Genomic DNA, 13,193 nt, shown 5'->3' with positions numbered 1-13,193 from the left:
GGCGACGTGACGAACGTCGGCGGCAGATGCCGCCAGCACAGCCGCTGGTCAGCGCGTACACCACTGCCGTGAGCACGGCCCGCTCGTCACACGGAGCGATCCCACCACCTTGCGGACGAGCAGCGAACGACGGCAGCAACGGGGCGGTCGGCTCCCAGAGTTCATCACGAACCAGATGCTTCGATAGATCAGCACCCACGACTGGCACCGTGCCGCAGGAACATCACGTCACGCGTGACAGCCTCTACGTCTTGATCGGTGCGGCCGACCTGGCGGCCTGCTCGATCTTCGCGCAGTGGGCTGCACGGGCTTCCTCGTCGATCGGCTTCTCGTGTTCGGCGCGCAACCCGGTCCGGCCGTCGAGGCCTTCGCGCAGGATGTCGGCGTGCCCGGTATGCCGGGTGGACTCGCTGAGGATGTGGACCATGATGGCGAACAGGTTCGTGTTGGGATAAGGCTCCGGCCACCACGGCACGTGGCCGGGGGCATCGAGGGGAAGCGCGTTGATCGTCGCGTCCGAGTGTTCCCACGTGCGCCGGCAGAACCCGATGATCTGGTCGCGGGTCTCGTCCTCGGTCGCCCACAGGTCGCTGCCGTCGGAGTCCTGCCACCGGGGCAGCGGTTCCGGGGAAGGGCGGTCGAAGACCTCGCCGAAGTACCTGGCCTCGACGGTGGCCACGTGTTTGACCAGGCCGAGGAGGTTGGTCCCGGTCGCTGTCAAAGGTCGGCGGGCGTCGTACTCGGACAAGCCGTCGAGTTTCCACAGCAGCGCCTTGCGGTCCCGCCGCAGTCTCCCGTGCAGGTTGCCTTTCGCGAAATCATCGATCATGCGGCATGAGCCTGCCATGGGCTGCTCGTGCTCTCAAGATCCGTACGTGGTCCGCAACGACTGGCAGAGACGGGGCCTGGCCATGGCCGCCGCCCTGACTCGCTACAAGAAGCTTGCGAAATTTGCCACGTGAGACAACATCTAAGAGGGCGTTACATCCGTTGCTGGTGATCCGGGTTGGGCGAGGACGCCTTGACGGGCCAGCCCGCTGAGGCGGGAGCGGGTGACGTGCACGGTGGCCTCGTCGGTGGGCAGGCCGAGGAGCCCGTGGAGTTCGCGGGCCCGGAACGGCTGCTTGGTTGGGCAAGGCCGGCGGCGAGTTTGCCGATCTCGCGCTAGACATCGGCAAACTCGCCGCGGCCGACCTCACCCAGGTCATTCGCGCTGTGAAGCGCAAGCTCAAGATGCTGCAGTACCGACCGGAGGCCATCCTCGGCTGGCTCGCCGACACTGACCTGATCCTGGACGTGTGAGCGGTGCCTCGTCAGAAGAGTTTCAGCAGCTCCGTCAGAGAAGCGATGGAGGGGACGCCAGGAAGGGCCGGGGGCGAGGAGTCCCGGCAGATCGTGCGCCCCTCATAACCGAGTTCAATGGCTGCGGCGACCAGGCTGGGATCATCGTCGATGAACAGGCATTGCGCGGGTGCGAGGCCGAGCGCGGTGCTGGCGTGGTGGTACATGCGCGGATCCGGCTTGTTGCAGCCGACTTCGGCGGAGATCGTGTATGCCTCGAAGAAGTGGTGGATGCTCAGTCCGGCGTGGAGGTCGGGCAGGTCGGGCCAGGCGTCCGAGACCACGGCCATCCGCACGCCACGCCGGTCCAGTTCCTCCAGGGTTTCGATGACCTCCGCGTACGTCTCCAGCACGCTGGCGGGAGGGACCTCGCGGCACAGGTCAGCCAAGAGTTGTGGGGTGGGTTCCACCCCGAGGCTGCGCAGCACTACACGGTGGTAATCGTCGTAGTCAGGGGTCGAGGACAAGGTCGCGAAGAACTGATCTCCCGCAGCGATGGCGGCCGCGAACCGGTCAGGCCTGATCGACGGGTCGTGAGCCAGGACGGTCTCCTCGAAGTCCGCTCGTGGGTTCCACCGGCCGCCGATCGGACGCATCAGCACGCCGCCCGAGTCGAAAAGAACGGCCTGAACATCCCCGGATGCGAAAGAACCTCTCATCATCCGTCCAGTCTTGTGGACGCAAATCATCCTGTCGATCTCGGTTCGCGGCCACGGTAGTTCGGCGCCGGGGGAGGGGAGACACTGACCGCTCAGATCGACATCACGCAATCAAGGTCAGTAGCGAGGCCCAGGATCTCCGACGCCGGTTCGTACGGTGAAGCATCGCTGCTCAGCATGGCCGCCGCACGCGTTCTGAGTGCTGCGCGACAGGCCTCTGAGTCGTCCATGATCTAGAGAAAGGCGCAGATATGTCGCGGCCCGCGGGTTGTGCCACTCTCGTGCCAGAACGGGCGGGGACTCACGGGGAATCGGGGGCACAGAGCGGGCAGTACGGCCGCAGTGTGGGAAACCTTTGACGTCCACGTCCGACCGCGCGAGTGATCACTCGCGATTGGACCGTCCTCACGGCGCGCTTTGACCAGCGCCGCCGCTGTCAAACCGCCGCCACACCCGGAGTGACCTGGACACGTTCGCTACCGACCACGGCCGCCCTTCTCCGGCACATTCGCGCCATGACGACGTGCGCCGTCTGCCGCGGGGAGTACGACGAGAGCGACGCCGCGGCCGTCGCGCATCACACCGAACCCATCGACTGCGGACAGTCGTGCCGCTGCATCGGACGTCCACGCTGCTCCATGTGCAGAGGTTCGTTCTGCGTCTGCGCTGCGCACTGATGCTCTCTCGACGAATCGCCCCCGCTTCCCTGCCGGTTGGCCAGGAAGCGGGGGCGTCGCCAAGTGGTCGGCGGCCCGGCGCCGGACAGCGCCGCAGATGGCTTCAAGGGGAGGGGGTCACGCGGCGGGCGTAGTGTTCGACCAGCCGGCTATCTGGGCCAGCGGTCCGCGCCAGAGCCCCAAAGACTGTCGAGTGCTACCGCTCACGAACACGGCATCCTTCAAGTGGACGAACCGCGGCAAGCTCTTCTTGTCGCTGTCCTCGCTCTCGCCTCTGAGCCGCGAGACCTCCTTGAGTACCTGCCCTGCGAAGGTGCTCGCGGCGCCGACCTCCTCGATCCAGCGCTTCTCCCAGGAGTCACGGCTGATCATTTGCCCGTAGACGAGGCCGCCGTTCACGTTGAAGGCCATGCTGATGCTGTTGTCGCCATCAGCCTCCAGCATCCTCAGGAGAACGTGGAGGTAGTAGTCGTGCACCGGCTCGACGATGAGGACAGGGTCCTGGTCGGCGTCGGACGGTTGTTGTGGGTCAGGGTGCGTCATATTGGCTCCATGTGCGGATGGAGGCCGGTCGCCTCACTTCGCCCGAGGCTACAGATCACCGCTGACCACGGGGCTCCGGTGACAGCACTTCGCCCGCGTCACGCCCCGGTGACGGCCGTGACGCCGTACTGCGAGCACCGCGGAATTCACATTTCTCCCACATGTGCCCTACTGTGTTCCGGATAGCTCAACTGTGGGGGAATTCATGCGCGTTCGTGCTGCTACGGCCATCGCCGCGGTGCTTCTGGCTGCTCTGACCGCGTGTGGCGGCAGCGACGACCAGGCCGATGACAAGCCGGCTGCTGACAAGACGTCGACGAAGAAGGTCGACTGCGCCGACGAGAACCTGAGCCAAGCCGACTGGATGGCGCACTGCTCTGACGAGCAGCCCGCCGGAGGTGACACTGCCGGCGCAGAGCAAGGCATCGGCACCGGCGGGGACGGTAAGGCCGGCACGGGCAAGCTGGCTTGGGGGAAGCCGGCCGAAACCACCGGCGATCAGGACTTCGATACGGGCGGTGGCACGCTCGAGGTGACGCCGACGACGATCACCTACCAGTCGAAGGCGATGGGAAGCACGTCGGTGAATGGACTGTTCGCCATCATCACGGTCAAGGACAAAACCGTCGGCAATTCGGCAGCAGCGGAGTCCGCGCCTGCTGGTGGCGGCGGCTGGCAGTGGATCGCTCCCGACGGCCAGGCCCTGGACGAGGGCGAGAACGAAGCGTCCAACATCACTCCGCAGGGCTTCACCGGTGGCGGCAAGGTACAGGCTGGTTCGTGGGCGTGGCGCACGATTGCGTTCGACATCAGCAAGGAGCAGCAGGGCGGGACGCTCGTCTATGTCGACGGCGCTGGCCAGTCCTTCCAGTGGAAGGCTCCTGCGATGGAGACCGGGCCTGAGCTCGCCGCGTTGAAGAAGGGCATGTCCGGCAACTACTAGTGCCACATCAGGCATCGTTCGCCCTCACCGGGGAGAGCGAGCTGGTCCACCCGTCGCAGGGAGTGTCAGTGGGCAGTGCGATGCTGGCGCCAGCAACTCCGCTCATGGCGATCAATGGGGGGCCGATGCCTGGCGAACGATCAGGGTCTGAATTGTCCTCGACCGGCTTCGACTCTGCGTGGTGTGCCACCGACCTCGGCGAATACCGACCCTGCCGCTACACCTATGAGTACTACCCCTGCGAGAGCCTGCCACCTCTCGACTCCACCGAGTTCACGGGCGCTTTTCAATGGCTCGGTGGTACCGGCGAACCTGTTCCCGAACAGATCACGGCACTCGATCGCTTGGTAGAGAACCTTGCGGCCAAGGGCTTGACGCTGCCTCGGGACTTCGTCACCTTCCAGGCGGACTCGAAGCTGCACTACTCACTGGATGAGGTCTCGGTGACCTGCTGCTGGACCGATATCTCAGAGCCCTTGCCCAGTCCGGTCGAGCCTGGTGCCTTCCTCGTGCGATTCCTGCGGGATCAACAGGATTGCGTCATCTGGTACCTCTACCTCCGTCCTTCGGGTGAGGTGTTCGTGGTGCACTCCTATCTCGACTACGAATGCGAGTACGAGGCACGGCGCGACGGGGAAGCGACGGAGATCGATCTCGACGACCCGGAGGAGCAAAGAGCCGCAATCCTCTGGTGTGCACCTTCGTTCGAGGAGTTTGCCCATCGGTTCTGGATCGAGAACCGCCTCTGGCACGCCCTCAACGGCAATGACCTGTCCGGACTCGAGCCTCAGGCGTGTGACTACTTGCGCCACTACGCGCCGCCCCGGATACCCGTTCTGCCATCCGCGCATTGAACTTGATCATGTGCGGACGGCAGAGCGGGTACGCGTTCGCGAGATCGATGGCAACGAGGGGCAGCGCCTGCTGCGGATCATTCGTAGAGGCACCGGTTCGGTGGTGACCTGGCGGCGGGCACAGATGGTGCTGCTGTCCGCGCAGGGCATGTTCGTGGCAAAGATCGCCGGGGTGACATTCACCAGCCCCGACCGGTCCGCGACGTGATCCACAACTTCGACACCGACGGCTTCGACTCCCTCAAGCTGGGCGATGGTCTCTTGGCGCGTCTGGTTCTCCGGTTGGGCGATGCGCTCGCGGATGGGAGCGCTCTGACTCCCCGAGCTGCTCCCCGTCCTGGGCAAGATGGTCGGTCAGCTGATCGGTGACCTCGGTCGGCTGGACGTCGATTGCCAGGGTGAACTGGTCGCGGATGGCTGTCACTTCCGCGTCGACGGCGTGGATCCATTCCTTGCGCAGGGCATCGAGCGAGTTGGCGCTGCCCTTGTGGATCTGCAGGCCGTGGTTGGCGGGTGCGGTAACTCCGGCGTCCAGTCCCGCTGCGGACAGCAGGTTGTCCGTCGCGGCCAGGCCGTACACGCGGTTCGTTGGGATCGCACTTCAACGACAGCGGGCAAACGGGAACCGTCGATCGCGAGCCGGGGTGAGTGGGCTTCCGCTGTCGGGTGACGGGTGGGCGGTGTCTTTCTTCGGATTCCACTGGGGGCGGGGCCGCCTCTTCGACGTGCGGAGCCAGACCGCCACGAAGCAGGATTTGGGCGAGGCTGCTCCTGCGATGGGTGCTTGTCGAGGCGACCGCTGCCATCTGTGTGACCGGCCCTGCTCATTCGTCCCACTGGCCAAGGAGGACGTCGGCCAGGTCGGTGTCGGGTTCTGCGGCTTCGTCGTGCAAGGCCTGCTCCGCCCAGATGATTTTGCCGTGAGCGGTGTACCGGGTGCCCCAGCGTCGAGCGAGCTGGGCGATCAGGAACAGTCCCCGGCCGCCCTCGTCGGTGGCCTTCGCCCGGCGCAGGTGCGGCGAGGTGTTGGAGTCGTCGGCGACCTCGCAGATCAGATTGCTGCTGTCGTACAGCAGGCGCAGCCTTATGGGCTGGGCGCCGTACCGGATGGCGTTGGTGACCAGCTCGCTGACGATCAGTTCGGCGGTGAAGGCCAGATGGTCCAGGCCCCAGGTCTCCAGCTGACGGGTGACGCCGGCGCGGACGCGGGAGACGGCCTCTGGGTCGGAGGGGATGTCCCAGTCAGCGACTTGGTCGGAGTTCAGCAGCCGCGTGCGGGCGATGAGCAGGACGACGTCGTCGAGGGGGCGTTCGGGCAGCAGGGCGTCGATGACTGCCTGGCAGGTCTGTTCCGGGGTGTGGTCGGGGTGGGACAGGGCCTGCCGCAGGAGGTCCAGGCTGGTGTCGAGATCGCGGTTGCGGTCCTCGAGGAGCCCGTCGGTGAACAGGGCCAGCCGGCTGCCCTCGGGCAGCCGCAGTGCGGCGGTTTCGAACGGGAGAGTGCCACCGAGGCCGAGGGGTGGCGAGACGGGGGTGTCGGGGAAGGCGACAGTGCCGTCGGGCTGGACCAGGGCGGGACCGAGGTGGCCGGCGCGCGCGATGGTGCACGCACCCGAGACCGGGTCGTAGATGGCGTACAGGCAGGTGGCGCCGGTGATCTGCTGCCCGTCCTCCTCGGCGGCCTCGTCGGCGTCGATGCGGGCGACCAGCTCGTCCAGGTGGGCCAGCAGTTCGTCAGGGGCGATGTCCAGGGCGGAGAAGTTGTGCACGGCGGTGCGCAGGCGGCCCATGGTGGCCACCGCGTGCACCCCGTGACCGACGACGTCGCCGACGACCAGGGCCACCCGGGCGCCGGGCAGCGGGATGACGTCGAACCAATCCCCGCCCACCCCTTCTTGCGAGGGCAGATAGCGGTGGGAGAGCTCCAGGGCGCTGACCTTTGGCAGTCCCTGCGGCAGCAGGCTGCGCTGCAGGGCGACGGCCATGGTGCGCTCGTGGGTGTAGCGACGGGCGTTGTCGATGGCCACCGCCGCCCGGGCGGCCAGTTCCTCGGCGAAGGAGCGATCCTCCTCCCCGAAGGCCTCGGGGGTCTCGGCGCGCCAGAAGTCGGCCAGCCCGAGCACCACGCCGCGGGCCCGCAGCGGCACGGTGATCAGCGAGTGGACGCCGTAGTCCAGGATCTGCTGGGCCCGCTCGGGATGCTGGGCCTGCCAATGCTCGGCCGTGCGCAAGTCGGCCTCGAGGACCGCCTGTCCGCTCGCCACGTCCGATGCTGTCGGAGTGCCGGGCGCGAGGGTGACGAGTTCACCCACCGGGGGGAAGGGCGAGTTCTGCCGGACGCCGCTGACGGCTGCGCGCCGCATTGCGGTGCTCCCCTCGGAGGGCTCATCGCCCCGCAGAACAGGCTCCAGCAGGTCGACGGTGACGACGTCGGCGAAGCGCGGGACCGCGACCTCGGCGAGCTCCTGCGCGGTGCGCGCCACATCGAGTGTGGTGCCGATCCGCACCCCCGCGTCGTAGAGGAGTTGCAAACGCTCCCGGGCCGCCTCCGCGCGGCCTGCGAGCGCCCGCAGCTCGGTGGTGTCCCGCAGTGTTACCGCGCTCCCGGCGCCGCCTCCGTAGGGGGCGGTCGGCCGCACGTTCACCGCCAGCAGGCGGTCGCCCGCCAGATGCACCTCATCGGTCGCCCTTCGCCCGGAGATCAACAATTCGGCCAGGGGTGGCTCCAGGCCGAGAGTCGTGACATGGCGGCGCTCCGCGTCCGTGGGCAGGTCGAGCAGTCGCCGTGCCTCGTCGTTGGCCAGCAGCAGCTGCCCGTCGCCACCGATGATCAGCACACCCTCGCGCACCGAGTGCAGTACCGCGTCGTTGTGCTCGTACATGCGCGTGATCTCGGCCGGGCCGAGGCCGCGGGTCTGGCGCAGCAACCGTCGACTGAGCACCGCCGCTCCGCCCGTGGTGATGACCACCGCGCCGGCCGCAGTTCCCAGGATGGCCGGCAACTGCGCTGTGACCACGGCGCTGACGTGTTCAACCGTGATCCCGGCTCCGACTGCGCCGACTACCGCCCCATTCGGTTCCTTGATGGGGACATAGGCCCGGATCTGAGGGCCAAGTGAGCCAACTCCCTTCTCCCGTATGGTTCGGCCGGCCAGCAAAGGAGTCATGTCCGTGGCGGTGTGGGTGCCGGGGCGACCCGCGCGGGAGGAAAGGGCGTAGTAGATTCCGTCCCGGTTCAAAACGCCCAGGAAGTCGACGCCGGAGCCCTTCCGTGCCTCGTCGATCCGCGGCTGCAGTGCTGCCGTGGGGTGGGGTGACTTCACGATCCTCGCGAGCCCTGGGGAGCTGGCAAAGCCCTGTGCGACAGCGAGTGATTGATTGTCGGCCGCACGGGTGCTCAGGCTCTGGGTCGTCAGCGCGAGCATCAGGACGGCCCCGACGGCGAGGAGTACCACGACCGCTATTTGCAGTACGAACATCTGGCCGACGACGCTACGGACGCTCAGGACCGAAGACGGCCTCTTCCGCCGGCTGCTGGCGCCATCGCTCATGAACCGGGCGTCGGGGGGAGAGCTGGGTCGGATTCGACATCCGCACATACATCAATTTTGCGCTTCCCCTTCGGTCCTGGGGTGATCGCATGCGCATGGTCACAGGGCGGTGCCAGGGAGTGACGTGTGGCAGCGCGGTGGTGGAGGCGGGCCCGGCGCGTACTCCGTACTACCCGGCGTTCGTCGTCGGTTGCCCTCGAAGGGGGCGCCGGCATCGCATGTACGACCTACCCCACGCGAAATTCCTGATCGTGAACGGTGGGCTGTGTCCGCTGACGTTCGTGACGCCCTGTGCTGTCCAGGCCTCCGAGGCGGGTCACATCCTGCCTGCCGGACTTGCCCCGACTTGTCTATATGGAGCAATGTGGAGGCATGGGTGCTACGGAGGGGCCCACGCTCATTACGTCGGTGCAGCGAGCCTTCCGTTTGATGGAAGCGGTGGGCGCGCACGAAGGCGGCGTACCGGCCAAGCAGCTGGCGCGCGAGACCGGGCTGGCTCTAGCCACCACCTACCACTTGCTGCGCACGATGGTGCATGACGGCTACCTGCGCAAACTCGACGACGGCACGTTCGTCCTGGGGGAGAGGCTGGGCGCGCTGCATGGGGGGAGCCGCGAGCAGGCGGCGCTCAGCAGGGTCCGTCCGACGCTCACGGAGCTGCGGGACGGCCTGTCGGCTGCGGCCTATCTGACCCTCTACGAGGACGGCGAGATCCGGGTCGCGGAGATCGTGGACGGGCCGAAGGCGCCCCGTGTCGATCTGTGGGTCGGCTTCGAAGACGCAGGGCACGCCACGGCGCTCGGCAAGTGCGTTCTGCGTGAGCTGGGCGGCGATGCCCGCGCCGACTACCTCTCCCGCCACACGCTGAATGACCTCACCCCTCGCACCATCACTCACCGTGCCGAACTGCTGCGGCGTCTCGATGCCGCGCCCCAGGGGCCTGCCGTCACCGACATCGAGGAGTACTCCCTGGGTACCTCGTGCGTCGCCGTGCCCATCCGCCAAGGCGACACCCTCGGCGCGCTGGGCATCTCCCTGCGCGCCAGCCGCGCCGACCGTCTCGAAGATGCCGTGGCGACGCTGGTCGCCACAGCGGAGCGGGTGACCCGCGGACTCTCGCTCACCATCTGAAAACCGGGACCTTGTGGCTGTGTGGCCATGACCGGTCTTATGGATAAGACGGACAAATCGGACAAGGGTGCAGAGGAGCAGGGACGTGTGTGACCAGGGCGTCGCAGGGCCGCATGAGTCAGTCGATTGTCGCGTGGCGAACGGCTGGACGGTCGTCGAGGCCAACGACGAGATCGACATCGCCTTCGCTCCTCTCGTGCAAGCCGCAGTGATCCGCAGCCTCGCCGAGGGCCACCGTCACTTCGTTCTCGATCTGTGCAGTACCCGCTTCCTGGACTCCATGGGGCTCGGCATGATCGTCGCGATCACCAAACACATCAAGGCCCGTCAGGGGTCGCTGCGGATTGCCTGCTCCGACAAGTGGCTCCTGCAAGTCTTCGTTCTCGGCGGTCTGCGTCACGTCTACTCGTTCCATGACTCGGTCGAGCAGGCCGTTGCGCAACCCTCAGGGGCAAGCTCCTGGCCTGTACGGAGCGCTACCAGCCACTCCTGATCGATGCCTCGATGCCCTCGACGGGTTGGGTATGGATCGCATCGACGCAGGTGGCGGACGGGTCCGTTGCGGAGCTGGCCGGCTCCGGTGCTCGCGGCAGCCGGCGCACGGAACGCGCTGGGACGGTCATCCTTCGGTCGGTGACCACTCGTCCCAGCTCGCCCATGGCGGAACTGACGCCAAGCCCTCGTTCGTCGTCCCGATAGGTACGGCTCAGCATGTACAGGGAGACGGGTACGGCCGTACGGGTGCCCGGGCAGCTCTCCCGGATGCACCTGTTGCAGGTGGTCGCTACCCAAGGCATGACTTCGGAGGCCACCAGCATGATCCCCACGCAGGACAGCACGGCGCGCCGTCTGGCGATGCTCACTCACGCTCGACGAGACCAATGACCTGACCCGGCTGCTACGGCTGATCGCCAGCGAGGATCTCGACGAACAGAGCGAGGAGGCTGACTGGTTCGCCCGGGAGATCGCTGCGCGCATCCTTTCGGAGAACTGAAGGAGCCGACCGGTCCCGCTTCCGCAGCGAGGAACTGCCGGTCATCGTCGTCGCGGTGCCTGCTCGCGTCCGTCAGGACGCCCCCGGGGTGCTTGAGTCAGCCTGGCGGCAGATCGAACCGATGGGTCGCGTCGGTGAGGCGGACGAGATCGCCAAGGCGGCCGTGTTCCTGCTCTCGGACGACTCCTTGTACGTCACCAGCGCCGAGCTCGGCGTGGACGGCGGCTGGACCACGGGCCCGACGGGCAAGTGCGTGATGGGACGGTAGTGGGCCGCAGGCGCCGAAGGTGCCAGGCGTCGCGGGTGCGGTCGGCGCGGTGGGCGCCATGCGCGCGGCGGGTACCCCGAAGAGGTCCGGTTCCCCGTGAGGAGACCGGGCCCTTCGCCGTAGTTCCTCGCGCGGAATCGCCTGTCGGGCCGCGGAGTACTGCCGGTCGCGCTCGCCATCAAAGTCTGTTTGTGTCTGTGTCATGCCCGAGTCTGTTTACTTTCTGGAAATTCAGTCGTAGTCTCAGATTGAAACCACAGACTCGGGCACATCCGGGCGAGACGTCGGAGGCAGACGGACATGTACGCACCGGAGCGGCAGCAGGAGATCCTCCGTCTCGCACGTGACGGCGGCCGCGTGGACGTACTGTCACTCGCCGAGGAGTTCCAGGTCACCGCGGAGACCATCCGCCGTGACCTGAAGACCCTGGACAGAGCTGGTCTCGTACGGCGTGTGCACGGCGGAGCCATACCGGCCGGGCGGCTCGACTTCGAGCCCGACGTCGCCGAGCGCGAGGGCACTGCGGCCGACGAGAAGGACCGCATCGCCCGGCTCGCACTCGCCGAACTCCCCGAGGACGGCACCGTGATCCTCGACGCCGGCACCACCATCGCCCGCCTCGCCGCGGCCCTGCCCCTGGACTCGACGCTCACCGTCGTGACTCACGGCCTGCCCGTCGCGGCCCGCCTCGCCGACCACCCCGGCATCCAGCTGCACCTCGTCGGAGGCCGCGTCCGCCACCGCACCCGCGCCGCCGTCGACGCCTGGGCCCTGCGGGCGTACGGGGAGATCCGCGCCGACGTCCTCTTCCTCGCGGCCAACGGGTTCTCCGCCGAACACGGCCTGACCACCCCCGACCTCGCCGAGGCCGCCGTGAAGCGCGCGGCCGTCTCCGCCGCCCGCCGGGTCGTGCTGCTCGCCGACTCCGCCAAGTACGGGCAGGAGCACTTCGCCCGCTTCGGCGACCTGAGCGACGCGGACATGCTGATCACCGACAGCGGCCTCAGCGACGCCGACGCCGCCGCTATCGAGAAGGGCGGCACGGAGGTGGTCCGCGCATGAGCTCCTCCGACTCCGAAACCGGCTCCAGACACCGGGGCACCGGCAGCGGCTCCGGCACCCCCACGCAAGCCACCACGGAAGACACACGCGGCATGATCCTCACCGTCACCCCCAACCCCTCTCTGGACCGCACCTATGAGGTCCCCGCACTCGACCGGGGCGAGGTTCTGCGCGCCACCGGCGAGCGCATGGACCCGGGCGGCAAGGGCGTCAACGTCTCGCGGGCCGTCGCCGCCGCCGGCGCCCCCACACTCGCCGTCCTCCCGCTGGGCGGCGCGCCCGGCGCCCTGGTCGCCGAACTCCTCGACGCCCAGGGGATCAGCGTCGACCCCGTACCCGTAGCCGGACAGACCCGGTCCAACATCGCGCTCGCCGAGCCGGACGGAACCCTGACGAAGATCAACGCGCCGGGACCCGAACTCACTCCGGAAGAAGCCGAGTCACTGCTCACCGTCGTCGGCGAGCGCTCCGCGGGCGCCGACTGGATCGCCTGCTGCGGCAGCCTCCCGCGCGGCCTCACCCCGACCTGGTACGCCGAACTGGTCGCCCGCGCCCACGCGGCCGGCGCCCGTATCGCCCTCGACACCTCGGGCCCGGCCCTCCTCGCCGCCCTGCGCGAACGGCCCGACGTCGTCAAGCCGAACGCGGAGGAGCTCGCCGAGGCGGTCGGCCGTCCGCTCGCCACCGTCGGCGACGCCCTCAAGGCGGCCGAGGAGCTGCGGGACCTCGGCGCACGCGCCGTACTCGCCTCCCTCGGCTCGGACGGGCAGCTGCTCGTGGACGGCTCGGGCGCCTGGTTCGCCACCGCCCCGGTCGACACCGTCCGCAGCAACGTCGGCGCGGGCGACTCCTCCCTGGCCGGTTTCCTCATCGCGGGCGGCACCGGTCCGCGGGCGCTGGCCTCGGCCGTCGCCCACGGCGCCGCGGCGGTCCAGCTCCCGGGCAGCGCGATGCCGACCCCGGCCGACCTGAACCCGGACGCGGTGACCCTCACCTCGGACGTTCCGCTGGACCGCGCACTGAAGGAGCCCGCGCCGTGACGGCCTGCGCCCCGCCCCCGAATACGCACCAACCCGTCGTCTCCGGCCCGATCACTCCCCATCGGGTCGCTTCCGGCCCGATCACCCCCCACGCTCCCTCCCGGAGCCGCCGTCCCCGCGGCGAAACCCC

General features: G+C 68.0%; 13 protein-coding genes and 1 pseudogene. 9 read left to right on the top strand and 5 right to left on the bottom strand.

The genetic code is table 11. The annotated features are described in order from the left end of the window. Positions 1 to 244 precede the first annotated feature (244 nt). A complete protein-coding gene (locus OHO83_RS08095) occupies positions 245 to 829 on the bottom strand; it encodes a DinB family protein (protein ID WP_330278987.1) in 585 nt (194 codons plus the stop codon). Between the two features lie 299 nt (positions 830 to 1,128). Here OHO83_RS08095 and OHO83_RS08090 point away from each other — a divergent pair, with 299 nt between their 5' ends. Then, positions 1,129 to 1,302, top strand: a complete 174-nt coding sequence (locus tag OHO83_RS08090) for a hypothetical protein (RefSeq protein WP_330278986.1) — start codon at positions 1,129 to 1,131, stop codon at positions 1,300 to 1,302. An 11-nt stretch (positions 1,303 to 1,313) separates the two neighbouring features. On the opposite strand, the gene OHO83_RS08085 is transcribed toward OHO83_RS08090, so the two are convergent. Both OHO83_RS08085 and OHO83_RS08080 read right to left on the bottom strand, forming a co-directional pair. Beyond that, entirely contained in the window at positions 1,314 to 2,111 is a 798-nt protein-coding gene (locus OHO83_RS08085) for an HAD family hydrolase (RefSeq protein ID WP_330278985.1), read from the bottom strand. A 683-nt stretch (positions 2,112 to 2,794) separates the two neighbouring features. Beyond that, entirely contained in the window at positions 2,795 to 3,220 is a 426-nt protein-coding gene (locus OHO83_RS08080; RefSeq protein WP_266677415.1) for a hypothetical protein, read from the bottom strand. Positions 3,221 to 3,425: 205 nt separating this feature from the next. Here OHO83_RS08080 and OHO83_RS08075 point away from each other — a divergent pair, with 205 nt between their 5' ends. The 3 genes and pseudogenes from OHO83_RS08075 to OHO83_RS08065 all read left to right on the top strand — a co-directional run. After that, positions 3,426 to 4,163 (top strand): hypothetical protein, encoded by a 738-nt coding sequence (locus tag OHO83_RS08075; RefSeq protein ID WP_266677416.1) that lies wholly within the window; start codon positions 3,426 to 3,428, stop codon positions 4,161 to 4,163. 68 nt (positions 4,164 to 4,231) lie between these two features. Next, complete coding sequence (locus OHO83_RS08070) at positions 4,232 to 5,017, top strand: hypothetical protein (RefSeq protein ID WP_266677417.1); 786 nt, start codon at positions 4,232 to 4,234, stop codon at positions 5,015 to 5,017. A 10-nt stretch (positions 5,018 to 5,027) separates the two neighbouring features. Further along, positions 5,028 to 5,260: pseudogene (locus OHO83_RS08065) on the top strand (IS630 family transposase); the annotation flags it as partial. On the opposite strand, the gene OHO83_RS08060 reads toward OHO83_RS08065, so the two are convergent. Together OHO83_RS08060 and OHO83_RS08055 are read right to left on the bottom strand one after the other, a co-directional pair. Then, positions 5,259 to 5,597, bottom strand: a complete 339-nt coding sequence (locus tag OHO83_RS08060) for a hypothetical protein (protein ID WP_330280840.1) — start codon at positions 5,595 to 5,597, stop codon at positions 5,259 to 5,261. The pseudogene OHO83_RS08065 and the gene OHO83_RS08060 sit on opposite strands and share 2 nt — an antisense overlap. 244 nt (positions 5,598 to 5,841) lie before the next feature. Beyond that, complete coding sequence (locus tag OHO83_RS08055) at positions 5,842 to 8,568, bottom strand: SpoIIE family protein phosphatase (RefSeq protein WP_330278984.1); 2,727 nt, start codon at positions 8,566 to 8,568, stop codon at positions 5,842 to 5,844. Positions 8,569 to 8,940: 372 nt separating this feature from the next. On the opposite strand from OHO83_RS08055, the gene OHO83_RS08050 reads away from it, so the two are divergent. The 5 genes from OHO83_RS08050 to pfkB all read left to right on the top strand — a co-directional run bounded on the left by OHO83_RS08050 (position 8,941) and on the right by pfkB (position 13,063). Then, positions 8,941 to 9,699 carry an IclR family transcriptional regulator gene (locus OHO83_RS08050; RefSeq protein WP_330278983.1) on the top strand — a complete coding sequence of 253 codons (759 nt, stop codon included), beginning with the start codon at positions 8,941 to 8,943 and terminating at the stop codon, positions 9,697 to 9,699. A gap of 133 nt (positions 9,700 to 9,832) precedes the next feature. Then, complete coding sequence (locus OHO83_RS08045) at positions 9,833 to 10,192, top strand: STAS domain-containing protein (RefSeq protein WP_330278982.1); 360 nt, start codon at positions 9,833 to 9,835, stop codon at positions 10,190 to 10,192. Positions 10,193 to 10,781: 589 nt separating this feature from the next. Next, positions 10,782 to 10,961: an SDR family oxidoreductase gene (locus OHO83_RS08040; RefSeq protein WP_266677428.1), complete on the top strand. Its 180-nt coding sequence runs from the start codon at positions 10,782 to 10,784 to the stop codon at positions 10,959 to 10,961. Positions 10,962 to 11,261: 300 nt separating this feature from the next. After that, positions 11,262 to 12,023 carry a DeoR/GlpR family DNA-binding transcription regulator gene (locus OHO83_RS08035; RefSeq protein WP_329432687.1) on the top strand — a complete coding sequence of 254 codons (762 nt, stop codon included), beginning with the start codon at positions 11,262 to 11,264 and terminating at the stop codon, positions 12,021 to 12,023. Between the two features lie 92 nt (positions 12,024 to 12,115). Continuing rightward, positions 12,116 to 13,063 (top strand): 1-phosphofructokinase, encoded by a 948-nt coding sequence (gene pfkB / locus OHO83_RS08030; RefSeq protein WP_329437659.1) that lies wholly within the window; start codon positions 12,116 to 12,118, stop codon positions 13,061 to 13,063. Positions 13,064 to 13,193 lie beyond the last annotated feature (130 nt).

Source organism: Streptomyces sp. NBC_00569 (assembly GCF_036345255.1).
Lineage (GTDB): Bacteria > Actinomycetota > Actinomycetes > Streptomycetales > Streptomycetaceae > Streptomyces.
This window is presented reverse-complemented; position numbering and strand designations above follow the sequence as displayed.

Coding starts and splice junctions, on each gene's coding strand:
- OHO83_RS08055 (WP_330278984.1), bottom strand. CDS start 8,568: ATGAGCGATGGCGCCAGCAGCCGGCGGAAGAGGCCGTCTTCGGTCCTG.
- OHO83_RS08035 (WP_329432687.1), top strand. CDS start 11,262: ATGTACGCACCGGAGCGGCAGCAGGAGATCCTCCGTCTCGCACGTGAC.
- OHO83_RS08080 (WP_266677415.1), bottom strand. CDS start 3,220: ATGACGCACCCTGACCCACAACAACCGTCCGACGCCGACCAGGACCCT.
- OHO83_RS08095 (WP_330278987.1), bottom strand. CDS start 829: ATGATCGATGATTTCGCGAAAGGCAACCTGCACGGGAGACTGCGGCGG.
- OHO83_RS08050 (WP_330278983.1), top strand. CDS start 8,941: ATGGGTGCTACGGAGGGGCCCACGCTCATTACGTCGGTGCAGCGAGCC.
- OHO83_RS08075 (WP_266677416.1), top strand. CDS start 3,426: ATGCGCGTTCGTGCTGCTACGGCCATCGCCGCGGTGCTTCTGGCTGCT.
- pfkB (WP_329437659.1), top strand. CDS start 12,116: ATGATCCTCACCGTCACCCCCAACCCCTCTCTGGACCGCACCTATGAG.